At 45.6% G+C, this 24,454-nt stretch carries 18 protein-coding genes; 4 read left to right on the top strand and 14 right to left on the bottom strand.

Annotated elements, in window-relative coordinates:
• Position 1: 1 nt before the first annotated feature.
• The 3 genes from GV030_RS11135 to GV030_RS11125 are packed head-to-tail and all read right to left on the bottom strand — an operon-like array spanning position 2 to position 6,520.
• Positions 2-3,232 (bottom strand): TonB-dependent receptor, encoded by a 3,231-nt coding sequence (locus tag GV030_RS11135; protein ID WP_159582384.1) that lies wholly within the window; start codon positions 3,230-3,232, stop codon positions 2-4.
• Between the two features lie 16 nt (positions 3,233-3,248).
• Positions 3,249-4,694, bottom strand: coding sequence for a glycoside hydrolase family 76 protein (locus GV030_RS11130; protein ID WP_159582383.1), 1,446 nt, complete (start codon positions 4,692-4,694; stop codon positions 3,249-3,251).
• A 17-nt stretch (positions 4,695-4,711) separates the two neighbouring features.
• Positions 4,712-6,520 (bottom strand): carboxypeptidase-like regulatory domain-containing protein, encoded by a 1,809-nt coding sequence (locus GV030_RS11125; protein WP_159582382.1) that lies wholly within the window; start codon positions 6,518-6,520, stop codon positions 4,712-4,714.
• Positions 6,521-6,959: 439 nt separating this feature from the next.
• On the opposite strand from GV030_RS11125, the gene GV030_RS11120 reads away from it, so the two are divergent.
• Positions 6,960-9,440, top strand: a complete 2,481-nt coding sequence (locus tag GV030_RS11120; RefSeq protein WP_159582381.1) for a kelch repeat-containing protein — start codon at positions 6,960-6,962, stop codon at positions 9,438-9,440.
• 62 nt (positions 9,441-9,502) lie between these two features.
• On the opposite strand, the gene GV030_RS11115 is transcribed toward GV030_RS11120, so the two are convergent.
• The 11 genes from GV030_RS11115 to GV030_RS11065 all read right to left on the bottom strand — a co-directional run bounded on the left by GV030_RS11115 (position 9,503) and on the right by GV030_RS11065 (position 21,372).
• Entirely contained in the window at positions 9,503-10,285 is a 783-nt protein-coding gene (locus tag GV030_RS11115) for an ABC transporter permease subunit (RefSeq protein WP_159582380.1), read from the bottom strand.
• Positions 10,282-10,980 (bottom strand): ABC transporter ATP-binding protein, encoded by a 699-nt coding sequence (locus GV030_RS11110; RefSeq protein WP_159582379.1) that lies wholly within the window; start codon positions 10,978-10,980, stop codon positions 10,282-10,284. The genes GV030_RS11115 and GV030_RS11110 overlap by 4 nt, the downstream gene beginning before the upstream one ends.
• Entirely contained in the window at positions 10,977-12,212 is a 1,236-nt protein-coding gene (locus GV030_RS11105) for a nitrous oxide reductase family maturation protein NosD (RefSeq protein WP_159582378.1), read from the bottom strand. The genes GV030_RS11110 and GV030_RS11105 overlap by 4 nt, the downstream gene beginning before the upstream one ends.
• Positions 12,213-12,222: 10 nt before the next feature.
• Entirely contained in the window at positions 12,223-13,629 is a 1,407-nt protein-coding gene (locus GV030_RS11100; RefSeq protein ID WP_159582377.1) for a nitrous oxide reductase accessory protein NosL, read from the bottom strand.
• A 6-nt stretch (positions 13,630-13,635) separates the two neighbouring features.
• The gene (locus GV030_RS11095; RefSeq protein WP_159582376.1) at positions 13,636-14,703 is read right to left on the bottom strand and encodes a nitrous oxide reductase accessory protein NosL; all 1,068 of its coding nucleotides are present in this window, start codon (positions 14,701-14,703) and stop codon (positions 13,636-13,638) included.
• 88 nt (positions 14,704-14,791) lie between these two features.
• Positions 14,792-16,750 carry a Sec-dependent nitrous-oxide reductase gene (gene nosZ, locus GV030_RS11090; protein WP_159582375.1) on the bottom strand — a complete coding sequence of 653 codons (1,959 nt, stop codon included), beginning with the start codon at positions 16,748-16,750 and terminating at the stop codon, positions 14,792-14,794.
• A 14-nt stretch (positions 16,751-16,764) separates the two neighbouring features.
• Entirely contained in the window at positions 16,765-17,340 is a 576-nt protein-coding gene (locus GV030_RS11085; protein WP_159582374.1) for a fasciclin domain-containing protein, read from the bottom strand.
• Positions 17,341-17,358: 18 nt separating this feature from the next.
• On the bottom strand, positions 17,359-17,829 hold the full coding sequence (locus tag GV030_RS11080) for a c-type cytochrome (protein WP_159582373.1): 471 nt from the start codon (positions 17,827-17,829) through the stop codon (positions 17,359-17,361).
• A gap of 12 nt (positions 17,830-17,841) precedes the next feature.
• Entirely contained in the window at positions 17,842-18,570 is a 729-nt protein-coding gene (gene ric / locus GV030_RS11075) for an iron-sulfur cluster repair di-iron protein (protein WP_159582372.1), read from the bottom strand.
• Positions 18,571-18,614: 44 nt separating this feature from the next.
• Positions 18,615-19,040, bottom strand: a complete 426-nt coding sequence (locus GV030_RS11070) for an Rrf2 family transcriptional regulator (RefSeq protein WP_159582371.1) — start codon at positions 19,038-19,040, stop codon at positions 18,615-18,617.
• Between the two features lie 241 nt (positions 19,041-19,281).
• A complete protein-coding gene (locus tag GV030_RS11065) occupies positions 19,282-21,372 on the bottom strand; it encodes a helix-turn-helix domain-containing protein (protein ID WP_159582370.1) in 2,091 nt (696 codons plus the stop codon).
• 215 nt (positions 21,373-21,587) lie between these two features.
• On the opposite strand from GV030_RS11065, the gene GV030_RS11060 reads away from it, so the two are divergent.
• From GV030_RS11060 to GV030_RS11050, 3 genes are read left to right on the top strand one after another with little or no spacing between them, the layout of a single operon-like run.
• A complete protein-coding gene (locus GV030_RS11060) occupies positions 21,588-22,181 on the top strand; it encodes an ankyrin repeat domain-containing protein (protein ID WP_159582369.1) in 594 nt (197 codons plus the stop codon).
• Positions 22,182-22,186: 5 nt separating this feature from the next.
• Positions 22,187-23,233 carry an acyltransferase family protein gene (locus GV030_RS11055; protein WP_159582368.1) on the top strand — a complete coding sequence of 349 codons (1,047 nt, stop codon included), beginning with the start codon at positions 22,187-22,189 and terminating at the stop codon, positions 23,231-23,233.
• A 55-nt stretch (positions 23,234-23,288) separates the two neighbouring features.
• The gene (locus GV030_RS11050; RefSeq protein ID WP_159582367.1) at positions 23,289-24,323 is read left to right on the top strand and encodes a serine hydrolase; all 1,035 of its coding nucleotides are present in this window, start codon (positions 23,289-23,291) and stop codon (positions 24,321-24,323) included.
• Positions 24,324-24,454 lie beyond the last annotated feature (131 nt).

The raw sequence follows: 24,454 nt of genomic DNA, 5'->3' as shown, positions 1-24,454 counted from the left end.
CTTAAAATGAGGCTGAAATTCCCAACGTGTATGTTTTACTGAGCGGATACAATCGGCCCAGGTCGCTATCAGGATGTTCCGGATCAACAAATCTGACCCCTGTGATCGTGAATAGATTATAGGTGTTGGCAAATACACGCACATTCATAGAAGATGACTGCTTCGGCTTGAGCGTGTAGCCCGCCTCTATACTTTTGAGCCTCAGGTAAGCCGTACTGACACGGTTGAAATCGGAATTTCCAAAGGGATAGTTGCCGGTATACCCATAGTATCCGCTTACCCAATCGGTCTCAGGATCGTAGGGATCTGCTGACGGATCTACCGGATGCCAGCGGTCCAGGTATTGGGTCAAAGTACCACCTCCATTTGTTCCCCAGATACCGTACAGTGGTTCCTGATATTGCATAGACCCCATAGCAGTACCCTGAAAGAGGAAGCTCAGGTCAAAATTTTTGTAGGAGCCATCAAAGGATAAGCTGAAGTTCATCCACGGAGTTTGGTCAAAAGCAAAAGGATGTTCGTCCAAACTGTTGATTTCGCCATCGCCATTCCAGTCTTCATACTTATAATCTCCCGGCAATATGTCTCGATCCTTATAGATGGGGTATGACCAAATATCCTCCCAATCTTCATAACGCCCTGCCTCTTCGTAGCCAAATTGTACCCCCTGGTACCTGTCGGTTAGGTTGTCATTCCGCCATTGATCATAGGAGTTAGCATAAGGTCCATTTTGAACAGCCGTAAGCCATTTCCTTCGGGTAATGGTACTAATCGCTTTCACTTTATATGAAAACTGACCGATTCTATTGAAATGTGAGAGCTGAAGGTCGATACCAAACTGACGATCGCTGTTCACATTTTCCAGGGGAGCTCCGGTACCTACTGCGGTGGGTACATCCCCTGAACGACGCTCAAAAAGCCCCTCTCTGCGGCGGTCGAAGTAGTCGGCTGAGAAGCCAAACAAACCATTCCAACCCTCAAAATCCACCCCAACATTAAATGTTTTGGCTTTCCACCAGGAGATGTGACTATTGGCGACAATCAGGTCTACTCCATTGACAAATTCGCCACCAAACACATAGCCGGGCGCATACTGATTGTAATATCCATTCTCTGCATTGCCACTGGTAGATGGATAAATATATCCCGGGTACCACTCATAGTTCAGCGAACCATCATTGGCTGTCATACCATAACTGGCCCTGAATTTGAGCTGGTCAATAAAGGACAAAGCTGAAACGGAATTAAAAAACGGCTCTTCAGAAATACGCCAGCCGATTGATCCCGAAGGGAAGAAACCCCATTGGTTATCCTCCACAAACTTGGAGGAACCATCATAGCGAAACTGAAACTCAGCGATGTATCGATCTGCAAACGAGTAGTTCAGCCTTCCTAAAGCAGCTGCGTTGGCAATGACATATAAATTATCCGGGTCTCCGAGCATGCCGCTCACCATGTTATCGGTGGTGCCTCCCACCAGGTGATCCATGGCAAAAGCAAGATCATTTCGGGCGAAGAAGTTATCCCCCTTTTTTCTTTGACTCTCCCAGCCGAGTAGGGCTTTCACATCATGTTTGGAATCAAATGTTCGGTTATAGTTCAGTAAAAACTGCCCCAAAACCTGCTGCCTGTTAAACATTTCGCGCCTGATCTGATTTGGAGAGCTCAGGTTATAAAGCTTAGAAGCGTACGAGTCGGTCGCTTCATCATACATGAACTGATAGTATTCTCTGCGATAGGAATTGTTATCATCAAACCGATAGTCATAACTAATCATCGCCTTGGCAGATAGCCCCTTCAATGCGCTGGCGAGTGTTTCCATATCGTATTCCAGAGATGCCGAGGATTGAAAGTTTCTCTGATTGTATTGACGGTATCCGGAAATATCGGAAGTCATCATGGCCACGGTGTTTTGCTCCAGATCCAGCCCCTGATAATTCAGCAATGTGTTTTCCGGATCTGCATAAGCAGGAAACAAAACCCCTTGTCTCCAATAATTTCTGATGATATCTACCGAACTGGAATAAGGAGAATTGCGCTGATCCAGCACCCCTGCCAGGTTGATATTAAACTTCAACCCTTCCGTGAGCTCTGTGGTAATATTGGATCTAAGGTTGAATTTCTCATAGTTCAAATCCCCGGATTTGAAGAATCCCTCCTGAAACAAGTATCCACCACCAATGAAGTATTGGGTTTGGTCGGATCCTCCGGTAATGCTGATGTTGTGCTGCGTCTGAGGAGAGTAGTCCGATAGCAACAATGAGTTCCAATCTGCGGCTCTGCGCCTGCCCGTACGAAATGCTTCGAAATCATCTTCATCATAGATGATCGTGCCCCCACTGATATTATTCATCGATTTCTCGTTGTAGAGGGTCATGGTTTCGTATGGATCTGCGAGCATCGGCATACGCGATGGCTTCTGTAGGGTATATGATCCATTATAGGAAATTTTGGTTTTACCTGCGGATCCTTTTTTAGTGGAGACCAACACTACTCCACTAGCAGCACGAACACCATAAATGGCTGCTGAAGCATCTTTGAGTACAGAAATATCCTCTATGTCATTGGGATTCAACCGCTGAAAATCTGCCATGGTACGAGGCACTCCATCTATCACCACCAAGGGACTTCCCTCAAAACCACGTATATCAAAATTGTTATTGAACGTTCCCGGCTCTGCGCTTCTTTGCCATACCCGAACACCCGCCACCCGGCCGGTTAGCATATTTTGTGGATTTTCGTTTCTGGTTTGAAGCATTTCTTCACCTTTGATACTGGCCACAGATCCTGTGATTGTAACTTTCTCCTGGGTACCATACCCAACCACTATCACTTCATTCAGCTGCTGAATGTCCGGCTCCAAAGCCACGTCAATGACCGAGCTGGCTCCTACGGTAATTTCCTGCTGCTTATAACCGATAAATGAGAAGACCAAAACAGCACCTTCATCCGGCACCTTGACCCTGTACGTCCCATCGATATTGGTGGTAGTTCCCTGACCGGTACTCTTAATTTTGATGGTCACACCCGGCAAGCCTTCTCCATCCTCTGAAGTCACTTTTCCGGTGACTGTCAACTCCTGTTGCAAATCAGCCGCAACAGTATAATTCACATTCTCCTCAGTGCTTGCCTCCGCCACGAGAGCGGAAGCTAAAAACAGGCACTGAACAAGCATCCCACGTACGGAATACTTTAACAGTCTTACAGACAATTGCTTGTATTTATTTGGCATAGGTTAAGTCAGTTTATCATTTTTCAAGTTCGTATCTCGCCAATACGGCATACTCTGCTGCAAACGCGAAATTGAACATGCCTTCTGTCCTGTTGTTGTTATTGGTCTGGCTCCAGCCTACCAGCAAATTGGTAGGTAAAAACCCCTCGTACAAGAAGTTTTCATAACCGTAATCAAGGTTCTTCTGAAAGGAATCAATGTAGTCAGCTACGGGCTTGTGTTCCGGGTAAGCATCTACATATGCCCTCATGAGTACACCATTGAACCAGTTGTTGAATCCACTGATATCCCAGGTATAATACCCCTCTTTGGTTTGCTCCGGATTGGCAAAATATTCAAAGCTGGCGTCAGACAAATTACTCGCATCCTTGCGGTACTGGTCATCCCCTGTGACTCTGAACAGATCAGCTGCTCCTGAGAGCATGCTACCACTGTTATAAGTAATGGCAGGACCGGCCATATCTCTACACCTGATACCCTTGCGGTAAGTCTTTCCATTGACGGTTTCTGTTTCCGGTCCTCCAGGGGAGCAACCGCCCATCAGGTCATCATATACCCCATCAGATCGCAACAAGCGCTCTTCCTGCCATGCATAGATTTTTTTTGCAAAGTCCAGGTAGTAATCACTCTTAGTCACCTGTACCGTTCTTCTGGTCTCTTTATCCTGCGCATCAATGTAGCGATGCGTAATCTGATCCGATTTGCCTTGGTATATCTCATGCAGCCACACCAATGGACTAATCATGGGGCCGTTACTGCAAGAATGCTTGGTCACATACCCGGGGCCCCAGGTAATGCCGCCCAGTTCTTCCCCATTGTCATCTATGGTGCAATCCCATCCATCCAATACATATTCTGTCAAATACTCAGCCTCCTGGAGGTACGCATCGTTGCCGGTCAGTTTATAACTTTCCACCAACTCCCGAATAAACCACATCTGATCATCATACACATTCATGATACCAGCCACACTCGCAGCTCCTTTACCTGCCCCACGGTTCACCCCATATATGGTCCACTCTTTGGTCTGAGTATAAGAGACAAGCTCGAAAGTGCCCTGATAAAATTTCGCATTTTCATACAGGCTGGATAACACCTCGGTATACCTGTTGAAGTGTTCGTCATACAGTTTCGAATTACCCCCTCCCTTTTGGCGCTCAAGGCTGTGCAGAATTGCGTTCACTGCTTCAATGGCGCTGGTATACATCCATATACTTCCGATTTCATCTGAACGCAGGTCGGTATAAGGATTATAATACCTGGCCATTGCCATCCCTGCCCCCGAAAAGTGGGCAGAGATGGCACTGTCAGTGAGCTCCATGGCGCGTAGGAGGTTTCGCTCAGATAAGCTCAACTCCTCCTTTGAATCAGGACCTGGATTAGATCCCGAATCACCACATGCGACCATGGTGATGAGTAAAACAAAACAACAGATAGATATTATCTTATTAAATGTTAGCATCGTGCTCTTATTCAATTTTAGTTCAATTCAATGCTGTAGAAAACAAGCTTGTTCTCACCTGAGTCTGCAACTCCATTATAGACCCCAAACGCAAGTGTAACATCCTCACCATCGAACTGCGACAAATCGTAAACGAACGAAGCGTAGCCTTCAGGATTATCAGCACCTCCATCTCCATGTTTGAAAGTCCAACAACCGTCTGCGGCTGCACTGGCTTCCTGGGCTGTATTAGACGTGGGCGCTATGTGAGTGACGGTACCATTGTCCTGAATGGCGGTAAGCTTGAAATACGTGGGGTTATCACCAAAATTACGCGTATTCAGCGTCATTTGATTGCTGCCGGAAGCAATAGAAAATTTGGCATACATATAGGCCTCGGGTACTGTAGTACTCACCTCAGCTGTATTTCGGGTTTTGATGATGTACCCTTCAGAAGCAAATACTTCAGGATCTTTCTTGAGTGGTACAAAAGACCATTCGGCACCTATATGGTCAACATCTCTCCATGCGCGGTATGCGTCTACATAGTTATCTCTGTTTCCGCTCACAGGGCTAATACCTGTAAATGATGACTTGGTGTGAGGCATGGTTGAACGTACTGTTTCCTGAGTGAGCTTCCATCCTTCGATTACCTCTGTACCCGGTAGCCAGTTTGTTCCTTCTACTTTTTGATTAGAGAACCTGATGGCTCGAAGTACGAGTTGTTTCCAGTAGTCACCGGTAGCTTCACGATAGATACCAATAGCTATAATTACCTCTTTGCCCACATAATCACTCAAATCGAAATCAATATCTGCATAATCTCCAGAACCATAAGTCTTATTGCCGCCCACTTTTACTGCAGCCGGCTGAGCCGCGGAAAGATCAACTACCTGCACACCATAGTGAGCCGGAGCTGTTTCATCCGCATCGTGGGTGCGCAATCTGATGGAGAGTATTTTGTTATCCTCTGTCATCAGCTTGCTACCATAGACAAACGAATCGAAAACATCAAGATCTGCTGGATTGTCCTGATCCTCCTCGCCATTGCGGATCTGCAAGGTAGTACCCTCGTTTTGCTCCTGCCATGCTCCCTGAAAGTCCAGTGTGGACATGTAATCACATGCCCAGTCCCAATGTGGATAGGCATCTGCGTTGCGACCACCGCGGTATTCATTGTAGTACCACTTATCTGCATTTAGCAGATCCTCTGACGTAAAACCCCTCAGGAGTTCGTCTGCTCCCAGTTTGGCATCCACAGTAGCCACACCATCCACAAAGTCTGATGAAGTTATTTCCTTCACTACTGTCACATAGGTATCTTTCGAAAAGGTAATGGTATAGTCATCTTCCACCAGGTTCTCGATGGCATAGGTACCATCCTCTCCTGTAGTGACGGTCTCCGATCCGGTGCTTACACTTACACCTGCTATTGGGGCATCATTATTTTTAGAATCAGTAACTGTACCGCTAATCTTTGCAGAAGCATTTACCATAGTCACATCTGCTGTAGCCACGTTACTGTCGTCAAACTTATCTACTCCCACAGTGATGCTTACAGTAAGCCATCCTGTTTTGGAAAAAGTTATCGTGTGCGTTTTCAATGGAAGGTTCTCAGCAAGAAATGCTCCGTCAGCCCCGGTGGTTAAGGAAATATCCTCTTCATTCAGACTCGCAACCGTCACATTGACATCTGCAACGGCCTGCCCGCCCTCATCGACAACCACGCCAGTTATTGACCCCAATTCTGCGGCTTGAGGAGTTTCATCTTTATCGCAGGAGCTTAATGATAGAAACACCAGCCCGATCAGCATACATGTAGCAAAGCGTAAAATTTCATTTCTCATAATTTAAGTTGTTTTGGTTATCATTTTTGAAAAATTAATAGTGTTCTCAGCTACTGTTATTGAGGAATTCGCATCGAACAAACATGTCAAAAATGTATGCTGGTGGTTAACCAGGCGATTAATTAGGGGTTAAAACATGAAATATCTTATTAACCTACTCCACTTATTATTGACATTTTTGCAATCTGAAGGGCCACGGTGCCTCAAATAACCTGATCAATTACCATGAATGAGAGAATTACCTAGGAATGCGCAGAGAAGAGAAAAATGAAGTGAATTCTGTGCAAGCGCAATTACCTCAATATTTCTGCCCCATTTTTGAAGCTATTGCTACTTTTACAGCCAGATAAGACTCCTTGGTGAGCCTTTAGTAGTCTTCAATAAATTATCTTCCGAAGTGGTTTCCCTGGTTAGGGCCTTATATTTTAATTTTCCTTGAATGAATCATTTAGTCCTTTTACTTCTATCGGTAATTTCTATCCAAACCAATCCTACACAGGGATTGAGGTTCAAGGACAATACCCACCCGATCGATGAGCGGACTTCCTATAATGTCTTCAATGATCAATCCGTAGAATTTTCAGGTCATTTTTCCATAGAGTTTGATCTATCACTCTACTCTACTCATCAGATAGGCTATATCCTCCGCATCAAAGACGCCAAAAACAGTACGATTTACAACCTCTTCTTTGAAGAGCAGAATGATGACCTTGTTTTCAAGTTTAATGAAGAAGGGGTAAGCAGTCTTGTTACTGCAAGACTTGACAAAGACATTTTAAATAAGGCCAGATGGATTCATGTAGGGATATCATTTAATCTTCAACAAAACCAGCTGAAGCTATCCATACAGGATCAAATCCATACCATCGAGAAATTAGATCTGCCGGATACCTACCACCCTACAGTGATCTTTGGTAAAAGTGACTACATCATAGAAGTGCCTTCTTTCGCCATCAGAGACCTCTCCATAGGAGATGGCAACAAATACACATTTCAGTTAAGCGAAGGTCGTGGCAAAGCTGTGCATGATGAGGAGGGTAATGCCATCGGATGGGTAGAAAATCCGGATTGGCTGATCAACGATGCCTATTTCTGGCGTCTAAAGCATTCATTCAAATCCAGGGCAGTAGCCGGATCGTGTCATAACCCTACTAATAATGAAATTTATTACTTCAATAAAGACACCTTATTCCAATACAATACCAAAACGGACAGGGCCAATGTCATCGTCCTCAAAAATGAATGTCCAATCAACTTTACCACTGGCACCAGCTTCATTGATGCTGAAAACAATAAATTATATGTGTATGAGGTGTATACCAACACCAACGAGCCCTCAGTGGCAAGTCTCGATCTAACCAGCTTCGAATGGAAAACAGAAAGCTATGACAAACTTCAAAAGAGGTTATTTCATCATGGGCGTTTCTTCGACGCTAAGCGTGATCGATTTGTGCTTTTCGGAGGGTTTGGGGACAAACGTTATAGCAACTCTTTTTATAGCTACAGCACGACCACCAATGACTGGGAGGAAATTCTAACTGATCTGGAAGGAGATTTTATTTCCCCACGATACTTTGCCAGTATTAGCTATGTGGAGCAGGAACAGTCCATATACATCTTTGGAGGCATGGGCAATAAATCCGGGGACCAGATTGTGGGTAGGAAATACATGCATGACCTCTATGAGGTGAACCTGGAAACAAAGAAAACATCGAAACTCTGGGATATTCCCTGGGATAATATAGAAATGGTGCCTGTACGAAGTATGGTGATTATGGACTCCAGCTTCTACACCTTATGCTATCCGGAGCATTATACAGATTCATTTCTCAAGCTTTATCAGTACTCATTACAAGATGGGGTCTTCAATATTCTGGGAGATTCTATCCCGATCCACTCGGATAAAATGAATACCAATGCCAACATATATTATAGCAGCAGTGAGCAAACACTTTACGCACTGGTACAGGAATTTGAAGATGATGATATTGCTTCACAGCTGAAAATCTACTCCATCGCGTTTCCCGCCGTGACAGTGGACAAACTGATGACTCAGGTGAAATCAGATAGTTCCGTGGCCACGAAGCTGATCACCCTTTTGCTCAGTATGCTATTCATCGTGGTATTGGGCTACCTTCTATTGAAGAAAAGAGCAAAGTCCATAAAACAGAGAGGGTCTCGGGAGATGTCGGAGAAAGGAACCTCCCCCACTGATGAGCATAAACCCAATTCAATATTCCTGTTTGGTAATTTCACGGTTTTTGATAGAAGTGGTAAGGATATCAGCTACATGTTTAGCTCCCGACTAACAGAAATGTTTTGCCTCATACTCCAACATAGTGTGAAAGAGGGTATCAATTCAAAAAACCTGAGCAACATGCTCTGGCCAGACAAGGAGGGTGAGAAGTTGAAGAATTCACGAGGTGTGACCATCAACAATTTGAGAAAAGTGCTCTCGGAACTAGATGGTATAGAATTGATCTATGAAAATGGATACTACCGACTCACACATACTCCAGAACTACACTGTGACTATATCAATTTTGTGGAAATCCTCTCCTCCAATAAGTTAGCCGAACATCAGGAGTCTTTTGCCCAAATCGTTTCTCGCGGTAAGTTCTTAAACAACCTTAATGAACCAATATTTGATTCATTTAAGACATCTACCGAAAGAAAATTGGAACCAATCCTGATTGTGGAGATCGAAAAAAGCTATTCTTCCGGGTTATTCCTGATGAGCATCGCCTTATCCAAGGCTTTGTTTGAAATAGACCCACTAAGCGATGTGGCCCTGGAGTATCAAATAAAGTCCCTACAAAACATGGAAAGAAGAGATGAGGCCTTAATCAAGTATAACGAATTCCTCATCAGATACAGAAAAGTAATGAAGCAGGATTATCCTAAACAATTCAAAATCTGACATACAGCATCTAATCTACCGGATGATTTTGTAGGACCACCTGAAAACCACCAAACCACTTTTTAGAAATTCTTCCTCTGAGCTTTTCTGATCAGGAGAACCGTAGGAACGATGGTCCAAATCAAAAGCATACACCAGGAAGCAATCAACCCCAAACTGGTGCCAAAAAATCGCTGAAACAAAGCTCCCGTATAACCCAGCAAGGCTGAAATATCCAACTTCAACAAGATCATGATTCTGGACAAATCAATTGGATTCAGAAAGCTCGCAATCAAAGCAAAATTATCTAGAGGATACTCTGCAAACACCATCATGGACAAGAGCACCAGACCATCATAAATCACCGCAAAAAACAACCACATCAGTATGGCGTAGCCAAAGCCCTTAATCTTGTTAGAATTGAACAAAGCAATACAGATAGAAAGGGCCACGAAGATGAAGGTCAACAAAGTACCAGAAGTGATCAATAGGATAAAATTGGCTATTTCGCCAGAGCGAAAAAGACCGTAGGCCAGAAAAGGAAGACCCAACCCTAGGACAAGGCTTAGTGACAATGAAATGGATATACCCAAATACTGCCCCAGAAAGATCACCGAACGCTTCACAGGTTGGGCAAGTAAAAGCTCTGTAAACTCTCTGGAATTGTAAAAATACATCACCCCAAAAATGGTCCCAATCATGGGTGTGAGCACCACTATCACATTCATCAAGGTAATGATGCCTTTGGACAGGTCGTTGTTCAGAAACAGAAGCACAGACCCCAGCAGCAGGTAAAAAGCCAGGTATATAAAACTCCACCTACTCCGCGTCAAATCAGAAAAACTATATTTTAAAATCTTGATCATGGTTCCAGAATTCTCGCTATCGCGTGTTCTAAATCTACACTGTCAGTTTTGGACTTCAGGTCTGTGACGGTCCCTTTGAAGTAGATATTGCCCTCTAGTAAAAACACCACTTCGTCGGCAAGTTCTTCTACCAGGCTCATGATGTGAGAAGTGATCAAAATGAGCTTACCCTTTGACTTTTCCTTATTGATGAGTTCCTTCAACCGGATCAGTGAGACCGGATCAAGGCCTGCTGTGGGTTCATCCAGTATGATCACCGGGCTGTCAAACATAAAGGTCAATACGATATTGACCTTCTGCCTGGTACCTCCGGACAGATCTCCCAGTTTCTTCTCCATAAATTTCTCCATCCCAAAGAGTTCAATGAGTGGCTCCGGGCTGGCGGGTTCGTTGCGAATGTCAGCGATCATCTCCAGTATCTCTCTTACCTTCAGGTTATCCGGGAAACGAGCAATCTGCGGCAGATAACCAATATGCTTTCTGTATGCATGAGACCCGGCTATATCTTTTTGCTGATAAAAGATATGGCCACCGTCAGGAATCACCATGCCAAGCAAAATCTTTAAAAATGTGGTTTTTCCAGAGCCATTCGGACCCAGGATTGCAACTATCCCGCCTTTGCTGATCTCAAAGTTGAGGTTTTTCAGTACCTGAAGGTTACCGAAGGACTTCCTAATATTGGTCACTGTAATCATCTGAATATTCGCATTGAAGGTGTCTGATCTACCAGGTCGGCGGGTGTAAAAGCCGGAGAGACTTTTTCCGAAAAATTGATGATGTCCACAAAAAGACTTCTGAGCAGCACTATGGTCTCCGGAGTTCTATTCACCACATAAGAGAATAGCTTCACGGGACGGTACGGCACATCTCCACTCCCGTCTTTGTCCAGATCATAGCCGCTGTAGGCACTCCAAAAGTTACCATTGAAGGTATTGTCATTCATTTTGGAGTTGTACGACACATCAAAGGAGTTGCCAATAAAGTTGTTGGCAGTAAATGCATTGGCATAGCAGCCCCCGGACACTTTTACTGCCCAACCATTCTGCCTAAAGGTATTGCCCGAGTACGTTACTCTAGCTGATCCATCCACATATACCCCAATGGTATTTTCCTGAAAGGTGTTGTTCCGTACTTCCCCATCATAAATCTCCTTGAGCAACAGTCCGTACGAGGCGGTTCCCCAGTTATCCATGAACCTGTTTTGCTCCATTCTGATCCATTTGGAAAACATCACCGCTACACCTGCCCCATTGTGCTGAAAAGTGTTGCCCCTATACTCATCATGATTTGAGAACATAAAGTGCAAACCATACCGAACATTGAAGTGTGTTTTGTTATCAGTCACATAGCTCTCATCTACAAACTCCAGATAAATCCCATCCCGCATCCCTTTTACTTCGTTTGACTCGATTTGCATGTGATCACAATTCCAAAGATGAATTCCATTGCCGGACTGATCTTCCTGAGTGGCCGTTCCTGTCACTTTGTTTCCTCGTATGGTTCCTCCAGTTGATTTTTCTATCAGTATCCCAAAAAATGACTGGCTCACCTGATTATTTTCGATCCAAATACCCGAGGTATTATAAGCATAAATCGCAGCAAAGTCCTTGGTGTAACTCCTTCCTGAATTGGTGATGGTAAAACCATACACCACAATGCTATCAGCCAATAACCTGAGTACATAACTTTCATTGGCTCCATCAAGGATGGCTCCCGAATCCCCAATCAACGTAATGGGTTTATCGATGGTCAGGTTTTTGCAAACGTATGTCCCGCGCTGAACCCTCACCGTATCTTTTGCCCTGGCATGCCTTACTGCCTCCGCTACACTGGTAATGGCACAATCACCACAAACCGACGTAACAGACGCACGGCTCACCAGAGAAGTGAATAGGATAATTAGCATGATACAACGTTCTAGTCTCATGTTACTGTGATTAAAACATGTATCTGATTCCTGAATTGATGGTGAAGGATTCGGTCATTTGAATCCCCCGAACACTTCTATAAATCGGGGTTCCCAGTTCCATTCCCAATTTTACGTTTTTTAAAGAGGTGACCGACGCTGGAAAACCAACGTTAACTCCTGCGAAAACATTGACCTGTTCACTGCCGGAATTCTCCACATTGGAGGGTGGAGCCATCATCGGATTTAGATCTGAATCTATCCCGGATATCTTGTGCCGGAGAATAAGCTCCGTCCGGCCCACCAAACCCAACCAATTATCCGGAGTATAAACAAACCAGCTGTTCAGACCATACTGATTGCCCAGCCGGTAGGAGGATCTGTTTTCTCCGATTCTCAGCAAGGCCATAGGCTGAACACCCAAACCTACCTTTTCAAACGCCACTTTATAAGTAGCACCAAGATTCAAATCGGTGGTTCCTGAGCCAATTTGCATGGCATAGGGGAGCTTCATATTGTCGGACATTGGCGTGTTATCCGATTGATCATAAGACCCTGTTGGTAAGCTTATCCCAATATTGAGGTGAAACGATGAACCAGTCTTGGCAATCAGGCTGTAAAGGGCTGACAGTTTCAGGTCGCCCAACCCGAAACTCCTGGTTTGATAGCTCATTTCTGACATAGGCATTGCCTGATGGTTCATGGCATTCATGTCCATCTCACGCCAGATCAATGGTTGCATCATGGCGAGGGTCAGCCGATCGGTGGGGGCATACATCACACCTAGCATGTACATGCTCATCCTCATTTGCTGAGGGGCGGCGTGGTACTGAGTATAAACCTCCTCATTGCTGACTGATTTCGTTCCTGTCTGGTTTCCACTCATTTGCATAAACATGGAGCGCACACTGACCATCCAGCCACCTTGATGATGCACATGGTCGCCCATAACACCGATGGGACCGTATGCATCTCCCCGATCATGGTGGTCTGGGTGATTGATCACTCCAAATCGCGAACCTTCAAACTGCCGTAAGAGCTCGGTCCAGGTGAAAATATCCCCTCCCATCTGTGTCTGGATGTTTTGGACCTCCTGCAAATTCGAATAAGCAGACAGGTAAGCACCCATTGGGCTTGGTATGGCACTACTTTTTATATAAAAAGCATCCTTTGCCTCTATCCACCCATTGGATCTGGAGTAGTCCGTAACCAAAAGCTGGCTGAAAGACGCTTCATCATGCACTTTCAAATAATTCACCAGGCATTCGATCGCATCAAAGGTTTGTGTTCGATGATCAGCATCCACAGCGAGTGCAACAAAGCTTCGGTCCCGGATCAACATGCCGCAGTGTTTGCACAAATCCTGATCAATGTTCACGCTTTGAGCAAAGACCACAGTGCTCATCAGATATATCAGTAAAAAGAAGGAGCGAATCATGGCATTTCAATTTGATATTTCGAATTGGTTTTGGAGTTGGGTCCATTCCAGGGTCTGTCCACCAACTGAATGATGAGTTTTATCCCTGGATTGGGTGGTCGAGAAAGCACTCAGGTAGGCTCCCATCGGACTTGGAATCTTATCACTAATGAGGTAACTGGCTTTTATAGCATCGGTGAGCTTGCCAGGATTCTGGTAGTCAGCCACGAGGTGATATTGTATGGCCGGTCGGTCCCAATCCTTCAGATCATTCAGCATACACTCTATGGCATCATACTTATATACACGCCCTTTCTCAGTCACCATTTGTGCAGCGTGCTGTTTGTCCACAATGGTCATCCTGCAAAAATCACAAGCATCCTGTCCGTAATGAATAGGCTCAGGGCCCGGTTGGCAAGAACTGAGCAATTGCGAAACGAGAAAAATCAACACGACCAATGCCGAGTTTTTCAGAGCCGCCAAATAGCGCTTAGACTTTGACTTTTTCCCTACAAAGTAAGCCACAGCCGCTAGCGTCATGCCTATTCCCAGTAGGATACCCCCGAGCCTCGGATAAGAAAAAGCATCGAAATTGAGCAACTTCTTATGTCCAATGAGCGGTGGATTGTATTGCATGGGTGTTCCATCCGGATTGACCAGTTTTAAGATCGCATTGGGATCCAGGTCCGTACCGTATGCCACCAGCCACAGGTTGAAATCGTAGATACCAAGGGCTCCCAACGCACTCATAGTGAGAAACCAGATGAGAAACCATATCGGTCTTATTTTTCCAAGGAAGCCCAGCAGCCCTATCAATACCCCCAGAGAAGCCATGGCCATCACCACTTTGGGAAAAACCGAAAACTCCCACATCTCTTCAGGTTTAGGCAGTGTCTTCATGCCTATATAGTGATTAAGACCATCAATGTTCTGGATGTCAAACTCACTTTCACCCTGGAGTCCGTTGACATAAATATCTATGCCCAGCGGTTCAGGATACTGTGGTGCTCCCAGCCGGATGTTCCACATGGGAAAAACGAATAGCCCCAACAACATCACGCTTCCAATAATCATTAATATGCTTGCCTTCTTCATTTTGTTGCTTTTTTGCAAGTACTCATTGTGTGATCAAGACGAGTGGTTAAAATCAACTGAATCGTCCATTTTAACCACTCGCTTTTAATCAATCATCTAAAGACCAGCTTAACTCGAGATCGGAATTTGCCGGAGAAACACGCACGTAGCCTTGCATTTCCTGATGCAGTGCGGAGCAAAAGTCCGTACAATAGAACGGCCATACACCCACACGCTTAGGCTCCCAAAGCGAGGTTTTGGTTTGACCAGGCATGATCAGTATTTCAGATGTACCCTGACCGATCATAGAAAAACCATGTGGCACATCAAAGTCCTGCTCGTGGTTGGTGATGTGGAAGTAGACCTTGTCACCTACTTTGATGCCTTCTATATTGTCAGGTGTAAAGTGACTTCTGATGGTAGACATGTAAATGTGCACCTCGTTTCCGGTTCTTTCCACCCTGGCTTCAGCAGGGCTCTTTATAGCGTAAGGGTGATTGTTTTCATCCAATCGATAGATCTTTTTGGAGTTGTTCACCAAAAGCTCAGCATTACAACCTGCCGCATAGTGAGGCTCACCGTGAGTCGGAAAATCATACAGCAGCTCCATTTTTTCCCCGGTGATGTCATATATCTGCGCAGAGTGTTCCATTTCAGGACCCGTTGGAAGGTATCGATCTTTGGTGATTTTGTTCATCGCCACCAGGTACTTGCCATGTGGCTTTCGGGAGTTTCCTCCAGGAATCATCAGGTGCCCCACAGAGTAGTAGGTAGGCTTTCTGTCTATGACCTCCCAGGTTCCCAATTTCCATTTCACCACTTCTGAAGAAATAAAGAAGGTAGTATAGGCGTTGCCCCGACCATCAAACTCTGTGTGCAATGGCCCCAGGCCTCCGCTGCTTACGGTACCAGCCAGCACATCCTGGTAATTCAAAATCGGGATGCCATATGCTTCTCCATCAAACTTTTCAGCTTTGATAGCCGCGAGCATTTTATCAAAAGAGTGAACAGTAAGATCCGCTGAAAGCTTACCCGAGCCAATAATGTACTGGCCAGTAGGGTCCACATCACATCCATGTGGTGATTTTGGGGTTGGTAAAAAATAGATCGCTCCCGGTACTTCTGCGGGGTCTACGGTCAGTACCTCCTTATTCATGGTAGAAGTAGCCGTGTGTGTAGATTCATCATACACATTGTGGGCATACCTGGTAGACATTTTCTTTCCTCCTCCGTTGTTCACATATGCTTCTATCATTTTCCAGTTCACCGCCGCTATGAAGTCCTTGTCATTTTGCGAGGCGTTTACTTCCAACAGGGTGTTTGCTTCCTCTGTGTTGTAAGTAGAAAAGAAAAACCAACCGTGAGATTTGTCTCTTCCCGGGTGAGATAAATCGTAATTAAATCCCGGCATTAAGAGTTGAAATTTTATCTCCATGTGCCCATGCTCCGGCTCAACTGATATAAAGGTCAATGCCCCTTTGAAATTGCTCTTGTACTCACTGATCGGTATGTCCCTTTGAGGTACCGGAACAGAGAAACGTGTTCCGGCCACCACATACTCGGTATTTTCAGTGATAAAAGAGGAGCTATGGTTACCCGCACTGTTGGGTACTTCTATGATCTCCTCGGTCTCAAAAGTACTGAGACTGATCCTGGCAATTCGGGGTGTGTTGTTTCCATTGGCAAAAATCCACCTGCCGTCCAGCTCACCATTAGTCTGTGAAATATCCGGATGGTGCAAATCATCCCAGGGTACAAAACCAAACGAAGTGTTCAGCATGGGTTTGGTCTCTTCTGAATACCCATACCCGGAAGTGGGAAACTGTGAAAAGACAGGGATTTCCTTGAACATTCTGCCCGATGGCAATCCATACACGGTCAGGTTGCCGCTGTATCCACCAGACAAAAAGGCATACTGCTCGTCCCTTTCACCCGGGGCTATGTACACCTTCTCAGCTACGTTACTGCTGAGGGCACTTTTTCCATTGCTACCCGATTGGCCACATGAGGTGATCAATATGAAGGCACCAACTATAAAGACATTGGATAATACTGATATAGTTTTCATTTTAATCTGTTGTTTTAGTTAGACGCAATCACTTTATCAATGACATGTATGATCCCATTGGAGGTGGATATAGTGGCCAGAATATTGGCTCCCCCCACTGATACATTATCACCGTCAACTTTCACCTCCAGATAGTCTCCGGTGGCCATGTAAATTTTTCTCCCCTTACTTGCCTCCCTTTTGAGTGCTTCCAGGTCAAAAGACCCTGGTGCGGCGTGCCGTGTGAGGGTAGTGGCCAGATCGCTTTTGTTTTCAGGCTTCAGCAGGTTTTCTACCACCCCTTCCGGCAATAAGTTGAAAGCCTCATTGGTAGGTGCAAAAACTGTGAGGGGACCGGCATTTACCAAGACATGCTCTATTTGGGCAGCCTCCACAGCTGCCACCAGCGTGGTATGCGCATCAGAAGCTACGGCTACCTGTAGGATGTTCCTGTCTGAAACATTATCCGAGACAGAGGCTTGTCCTTTAGGATGACTCGTTGCTGCAGAAGTGGCCTGATCGTCTGTACGCTCAGTATTACCTGATGAACAGGAGAGCATCACTCCCATGGCCAGTACGGCCATCATTGACATAATTGATTTAGTTTTCATCATCATATGATTTAGTTGCTACAATGTCCTGAAGTACTCCAGGACGGATCTTGCTTCTTCTTCCGATAGGTTTTGATTGGCCATAGGAGACCCGTTATATTCCATCAATAACTTCTTCGCGATGGCGTCTTCCTGAACCATTTTTCCCGGATCCAGGATCATGTTCATCACCCAGGCGGGGTTTCTTCTGGACAAAATGTCCTTAGGTGATGGACCAATGAACTTCTTATCCACTTTGTGGCAGGCAGTACATTTAGATTCAAATATTTCCTGGCCCTTGGCTACCAGTTGCTGATCTACTTCTGTGGGCAGTGTGAATGCCTTCACAGGACCTACTCCGTGAAATTGCTTCCAGTTTTCGTATGGATCGGATGGCTCCACTTTCGATTGCTCTTTGATTTGCTCAATCCGGCTTTTACCTCCGCCACCACAGGCCGAAAGCAACACCAAAAACGAAGCGGCAATAAGGTATTGATTTAGAATTTTCATGATTATTGGGGTTTATGAATTACTGAATGAGAATTCCCTGAACAGTTTTCTGGCCTCCGGAAATAAGATGTTGTTTTCCAGGTGAATGTGCTTGTGTAAATCTTCTTCAAACTCCTTGAGCATGGCATATGCCACCTTGTAGGTTTGACATCCATCCGGAGGACATTCATAACCACCGGTCAATTCTGCAATCTGACGAAACCTGAAGCCCTCTTCTTCGTGCTCCTGCTCCATCATCTGAATGGGGTTTTCAATATCTCCAAAATGAGGCTTTGATAAGGGAAACTCTTTTGCCTTTGCCTGTACCATCGCCTTGATGTAAGGAAAGAGTATCTGCTCTTCCTTAGTCATGTGATCGAGCAATGCCTGGGAGCCCTTGGCAAACAAATCATTGACCGAATGCAGCTCTGGGTGTCGATCACCGTGCACTGTGCACAGTTTCTCCAAATAAGCCCTGAGCGCTGGCACAGTAGCCCAAACATAACTGTGATGCATGCTCACAATGGTGTCAATGAGCTTATCAAGGTCTAGTTCCTGATAGTTCATAGTATCTGGGGTCTGGAAGGTCGCTTCCAACTCCTCCAGCACCCTGTCCAAATCCACATTGTTTCTGGTGCAGGCCTCTTCCAGAGAGATACCCCCGCTACAGCAGAAATCTATGTGGTGCGAAGAGAATACCCGGGAGGTTCTGAAGTTAGATGCTACGATGACCCCCACTTTTGATTTTGCTAGATTTTTCATATTTGAGATTTAAAGACTCTTTTATCCTTTATTGAAATAAATTTTTATGTCCTCAAAAACCGATTTCCTTCAATTACTCCACCTTTCAGGTCCGATAGGTAGGTTGTTGTCAATACACCTTTCAAATGGTCTCTGATGGCGATAAACTTATCATGTGCCGGGCAAGGGTGCTCTCCTGAGCATTCCTTAAGGCCCAGTACACAGCTTTTCACGAGGTGCTCACCGTCTATGGCCGTTACCACTTCCATTAGGGTAATATCACGGTCAGCCACTTTGAAGCCTCCATTCGGCCCCCTCAATGACTCCAATAAGCCTGCTCTTACCAGCTGCTGCAATATTTTGGCTGTATAGGCCTCCGGAGAATCTATTGCTCCGGCTATGTCCTTCAGACCAGCCAACTTGCCCGCTTCCGTGACAGAACAGAGATAAATCATGACTTTTAGTGCATACTCACAAGCTTTCGAAAACATTTTTGTCACTGAGTTTTGGACAAATGTAGTTCCCGAGATAATTTCGGATAATGATATCCGAAATGGAAAAAGATGATCTTTGTCATACTAAATATCATGTCTCTCCTGAGACCCGGAGCCAAAAACAGAAAAAGCAGAAAATATTTGACCAGGTGGTAATGGCCCTATAATATGTGGATGTGTGGGCACACTGAGTGCCTTTGAGTGTATGGCCTCAAATCGCGACCTGATCTAATGCCTCTTATAAATTACTGCGCACCGGCACTGTAATGCCCTCCGCTTCAAGCATCTTTCTAATCTGCTTGTGCTTCGCCCAGAATTTGTCATTGATTTTCTTGAGCGTGCGCTCATAGTCGGGATGTCCGGCCATTTTTCGGATAACAGGATCTTTGTCCAGAAAGAGTACGATCCAGTATTGATAATTGTCCTTTTCGGAAAAAGCTTTGAGGTACTTGACGGCCTTATCTCTTTGGCCGGTCACCGCATAGTAGGAGGAATAAAGCAGGTCCTTGTAGAGTGACTGATCTTTTTCTGCATAGGCAAGGAAACTCTCATAATATTGCTTCGCCTCCTCCTTTCTCCCGAGCTGCTCCAGCACAAAGCCTATTCTGCTGTCCTCATTTTGATAGATATCAAGTTTCAGGGCTGCCTTCATGTTGAGCATCTTCTCATAATACACCCATGCCTGCTCATAATCCTCCATCGTGTAGCACACCTTGGCGATCTCCTGTATTACGTCTATCCTGGTGGTATCCTTTTGCAAAATGGTCATCAACGATTGTTTCGCACGATTCAGATCAAGATGCTGTGCCTGCCTGATATACACATACAAATACTGTGAATACAAATTATCAGGATTGAAGGCCAACGACTTCTGCACATAGGTTTCAGCTTCGTTGAAAAAACCTGTTTGCGCAAGTGCATTGCTCAAATGCAGATAGGTATAGCTCGCAGTGACCGAGTCTGCATCCGCTACTGCCGCCTGAATGCCTTGCAGGGCATGCGTGAGGTACTTTTCTGTATCGGGAAGAATCACCCCATAGATGTTTGACAAGAAATTATGCACCCAGGCAGTGTTTGGATAGTACTCCAAAACCTCCTCAAATGACTCAACGGCTTTCTTAAAATCCCGGATCTGCATATAATACAATGACCTGGCAATAAGACTTTCACCTGATTCTCCATCCAGCAGCATGGCTTTGTCGGCATACTCTTTCAGCTCCTGGGTATACTTGGGCTCCGCCAGAAAAATATCCAGATAGTAGTAGGAGATGGCTATGTAGGCATAGGCATTGGAGAACTGACCATCTTCCTGGATGGCCTTCTTGAATTCTTCAACACCCTCTGCAAGCCCCGCTCCCGATCTATCATTCAGCAGGGCCAGGCCTTTCAGGTAATGGTCATAAGCCACCAGGTTTTGGGTAGGTATTTTCTCAATGCGCTCCTGCTCTTCTGGTGTGATGATGGCATTGATCTCTTTGGCAACACTCTTGGCCACATCCGACTGCAACTCAAAGACATCTTTGAGTTCGCGCTTATACCTCCGTGACCACAGGTGCTTGTCGCCTGGTGCTTCTATCAGCTGAATGGTCAGCAGGATTTCATTGCCAATCTTCTGCCCACTGCCCTCTATGAAATAGCGCACGTTGAGCTCCTTGGACAGTTCGGGGATGGTTTTGTTGAGGGTGCGGTACTTCTCCACGGTGGTTCTGCTCGTCACCCTGATGTCTTCAATCTTTTGGAAATTATCCAAAATGGCCTCCATCAGGCCATTCATAAAGTAAATATTGGTACTGTCAGCACTGTCGTTTTTGAAGGGCAGTACGGCCAGGGATTTGCCCTGACTTTTTGGAGTGACTTCTTCCTCCTCAGGGAAACTGAACAAAACAATGGACAGTACCACCACCAGAGCCAAAACTACCAGTACCAGAACTCTGCCCCTTCCTCCCCCTGTATCAGGTACATCAGCTGCTACCTCCTCTGATGCCAGCCGGGCTCGGCTACCAGCCTCTCCCGGTGTATAACCGTACAGCTCTCTGAAGCATTTGGTGAAATACGAGGTACTGCTAAAACCCACTTTGTAAGAGATCTCAGAAACGGTGAGAGAGTCATCCGCCAACAAAAGCTTTGCCTGGTGCAGCCTTACATTTCTGATCAATACACTCACCGATCCTCCGGTTTCCTGCTTCACCTTTCTCAGCAGGTTGGAGCGGCTCATGTTGGTGATCTCGGCCAATTCGGTTACTCCGAAGTGCTCGTTTGCCAGATTCTCTTCAATTACCGCAACTATTTTCTGAAGAAATACACTTTTGGAGGTTTGAAAATCTGACATATCATACAGTGATTAGGTGCAATAATCGGCAATTTACAAACCACTCGCAACAGGTCTTATTCAGCCTTTTGCGTCATAGTTTATAGCCCATCATCATAATTTCTATTCAAAACGCATAGCTCACATTACTTGCCGCATGGTTGTTTAGTGGCCCTCTGGGCTTCTTCTCACCTTTGTATCATCGAAATAAATATTAAAACCCTAAACAAAACAAGATGAAATCTTTAACACAGAAAACAGTACAAAAATGGATGACTTTAAGTCTTATCATGATCTTTTTAGGCACAGCTGCCTGCAACCAGACACAGGAAAAAGCTTCCAAAGAGACGAGTGTAGAAGCGCCCAGCACCACCTTACAGGAAGCCACCTTCTTTGGTAATCTTGACGCCATCAAAGGCCACATTGCAGCCAAAACTGATCTCAACGAGAAAGACGCTTATGGGTCTACTCCCTTGCACATCGCCGCGACATTTGGCAAAACTGAAGCCGCTCTTTTACTGATATCAGGCGGGGCTGACCTGAACTCAACGAGTGCCGATGGCTCCACACCCTTGCACACTGCAGCCTTCTTTGGGCGAACAGACATTGTAAAAGCCCTGCTCGAAAACAAGGCCGATGTGACGATCAGAAACACTTACAATGCTACAGCCCTCGAGTCTGTGTCTGCTCCATTTGCTGACATGAAACCTGTCTATGACCAAATGAGCAAAGACCTTGGTCCTTTCGGATTGAAGCTAGACTTTAAGCAGCTGGAAAAGGCCCGTCCGGTCATTGCTGAAATGATTGAAACCTACAGCAACAATCAATAAAGACAATGCTCGACAACAGAAGATACGACATTGATTGGTTACGCGTGATCGCCATCGGCTTATTGGTGATATACCATATAGCCATTGGCTTTCAGCCCTGGGGAGTGTTCCTCGGGTTCATCCAAAACAGTGAAACCGCAGAGTGGATCTGGACACCCATGGCCATGCTGAATGTGTGGCGCATCCCACTGCTGTTCTTTGTTTCCGGCATGGGGGTGTATTTTGCTATCCAGAGGCGCGACTGGAAAGCACTCCTAATAGAGCGAACCAAACGAATACTTGTCCCTTACATTTTTGGAATACTCGCGATCGTGCCGCTCCACGTATGGATTTGGAAGAACTACTACCATCAGGACATGGAGTTCGCCCTTAGCCCGATGCACCTTTGGTTTCTTGGCAACATCTTCGTCTATGTACTGATCTTTACCCCATTGTTTTTCGATCTGAAAAAACACCCAAATGGCAAGTTTCAGCAGATCATGAGCAAGCTACTGAGCCATCCGGCTGGTTTGCTGCTATTGATGATCCCGTTTGTTGCGGAAGCAGAGCTGTTACACCCAGACAGTTTTGAATACTACGCCATGAACGCCCATGGATTCTGGATAGGCATGCTGGCATTCCTCACCGGTTTTTTGTGTGTCTACAGCGGGCAGGCTTTTTGGAGCACCGTCACCCGATGGAGGTGGTTGATGCTGGCCATTGCTGCCACTCTATACACGCTTCGCTTGCTGGAGGGTGAGTTTATTGCACCACTTTACCTAAAGTCCATTGAGTCCAACCTTTGGATATTCACGGTCTTTGGTTTTGGTCACCGATACCTCAACAAACCGAGTGGAGCATTGACTTACTTAAGTCAGTCGGCATACCCGATCTATATCCTGCACATGATCTTCCTCTACCTCGCCTCTTGGCTGCTGTTTCCGTTGGATATGCCCGCTCCGTTTAAGCTGGCGCTGGTGATATTACTTACCTTTATAGGGTGCTTTGCAGCCTACGAGTTGGTAGTGCGGAGAATCCGGTTTGTACGACCACTTTTTGGGTTGAAGGTATAATCATACCCACAGGTAGTTATTTTATAAAAAAGAACATCGCTGAAATAGTATAGCCATGAAACAAACAAAAAATATACTCAGAGTAGCCTTTATCCTGGCAAGCATAGGCTCTTTGTACTTCGTGCCCTGGATACTGGTGAAAGCCTGGATCTTACCTCTGCCCGACACAGTTCAGGAGCAGCTGGAGGAAGGCATCGGGTATGGATTTGATGGAATGATCGCGTACGTGGACCAGGGCGGGAAGCCACCGGAGTACTATGCTGCCGGCTGGCATGACCGCAAGAACAAGATTCCTGCCTACCCACAGGCCTTATTCAAGATAGCCAGTATCACCAAGCTATACGTGGCGGTGGCGGTGGCCAAACTGGTCAAAGCGGAGCGTTTGTCTTTGGACAAAACGCTCGCTGAATACTTTCCGGAACTTGTCGGAAGGATTGAATATGCTGATCGGATCACCTTGAGAATGATGGTGCAGCATCGGAGTGGCATTCCCAACTTTGTAGACCACCCTGATTTCTGGACAAAACCACCCAAAAACAAACAAGAAACCCTTGAATACGCTCTGGACCTGCCGGCAGATTTCGAACCGGGTGAAGATTATGGTTATTCCAATACCAACTATATGCTGATTTCTGACCTGATAGATCAGGTGGTGGGCTATCCTCATCAGCAATACATCAAAGAGGAGATTTTGATACCCCTGGGGCTGAAAAACACGTTTGGCTCCCTAAGTGAAGTGAATATAGATGACGTGATGAGCGGCTACTATGTCGGTGTGGAGGAAGATTTCAAGACTGAAAATACAGGCCTAATGCTGGCCACGGCTGAGGATGTGGGCATATTCATCAGGGCCTTAAATGAGGGCTCCGTGTTCAATGAGGGGGAGCAGGACATCTACTCCTCCATCTACGAGTATGAACATACCGGTCTGCTGGTGGGCTATCAGAGTATTGCCAAATACCACAAAGACATTGATACGGTGGTAATTCAATTTAACAATACCACCAATTTTGATGGATATAACTGGAATTTGGCGGAGATCTTCTATGGTCGCATCGTCAAAATAGTGCGGCGGGCAAATGGAGCGTAAGCTGGATGAAGATTTGGGCAATTAGTTTGGTCTTTGGGGAACTCAGCCCCTTTAGGTAGTGTTAGGAGTGCTTTCTTAACCAGTGGGGTCCACCGCAGTGTGGATCTACCAACTCAAAATCGTAAAGCAAT

It is taken from the genome of Marinoscillum sp. 108, assembly GCF_902506655.1.
GTDB lineage: Bacteria > Bacteroidota > Bacteroidia > Cytophagales > Cyclobacteriaceae > Marinoscillum > Marinoscillum luteum.
This window is presented reverse-complemented; position numbering and strand designations above follow the sequence as displayed.

Excerpts from the sequence above, each read along its gene's own strand:
- GV030_RS11055 (WP_159582368.1), top strand. The coding sequence starts at position 22,187 with ATGCTCGACAACAGAAGATACGACATTGATTGGTTACGCGTGATCGCC.
- GV030_RS11110 (WP_159582379.1), bottom strand. The coding sequence starts at position 10,980 with ATGATTACAGTGACCAATATTAGGAAGTCCTTCGGTAACCTTCAGGTA.
- ric (WP_159582372.1), bottom strand. The coding sequence starts at position 18,570 with ATGAAAAATCTAGCAAAATCAAAAGTGGGGGTCATCGTAGCATCTAAC.
- GV030_RS11060 (WP_159582369.1), top strand. The coding sequence starts at position 21,588 with ATGAAATCTTTAACACAGAAAACAGTACAAAAATGGATGACTTTAAGT.
- GV030_RS11130 (WP_159582383.1), bottom strand. The coding sequence starts at position 4,694 with ATGCTAACATTTAATAAGATAATATCTATCTGTTGTTTTGTTTTACTC.
- GV030_RS11105 (WP_159582378.1), bottom strand. The coding sequence starts at position 12,212 with ATGAGACTAGAACGTTGTATCATGCTAATTATCCTATTCACTTCTCTG.
- GV030_RS11125 (WP_159582382.1), bottom strand. The coding sequence starts at position 6,520 with ATGAGAAATGAAATTTTACGCTTTGCTACATGTATGCTGATCGGGCTG.
- GV030_RS11135 (WP_159582384.1), bottom strand. The coding sequence starts at position 3,232 with ATGCCAAATAAATACAAGCAATTGTCTGTAAGACTGTTAAAGTATTCC.
- GV030_RS11085 (WP_159582374.1), bottom strand. The coding sequence starts at position 17,340 with ATGAAAACTAAATCAATTATGTCAATGATGGCCGTACTGGCCATGGGA.
- nosZ (WP_159582375.1), bottom strand. The coding sequence starts at position 16,750 with ATGAAAACTATATCAGTATTATCCAATGTCTTTATAGTTGGTGCCTTC.
- GV030_RS11120 (WP_159582381.1), top strand. The coding sequence starts at position 6,960 with ATGAATCATTTAGTCCTTTTACTTCTATCGGTAATTTCTATCCAAACC.
- GV030_RS11095 (WP_159582376.1), bottom strand. The coding sequence starts at position 14,703 with ATGAAGAAGGCAAGCATATTAATGATTATTGGAAGCGTGATGTTGTTG.
- GV030_RS11100 (WP_159582377.1), bottom strand. The coding sequence starts at position 13,629 with ATGATTCGCTCCTTCTTTTTACTGATATATCTGATGAGCACTGTGGTC.
- GV030_RS11080 (WP_159582373.1), bottom strand. The coding sequence starts at position 17,829 with ATGAAAATTCTAAATCAATACCTTATTGCCGCTTCGTTTTTGGTGTTG.
- GV030_RS11050 (WP_159582367.1), top strand. The coding sequence starts at position 23,289 with ATGAAACAAACAAAAAATATACTCAGAGTAGCCTTTATCCTGGCAAGC.
- GV030_RS11065 (WP_159582370.1), bottom strand. The coding sequence starts at position 21,372 with ATGTCAGATTTTCAAACCTCCAAAAGTGTATTTCTTCAGAAAATAGTT.
- GV030_RS11070 (WP_159582371.1), bottom strand. The coding sequence starts at position 19,040 with ATGTTTTCGAAAGCTTGTGAGTATGCACTAAAAGTCATGATTTATCTC.
- GV030_RS11115 (WP_159582380.1), bottom strand. The coding sequence starts at position 10,285 with ATGATCAAGATTTTAAAATATAGTTTTTCTGATTTGACGCGGAGTAGG.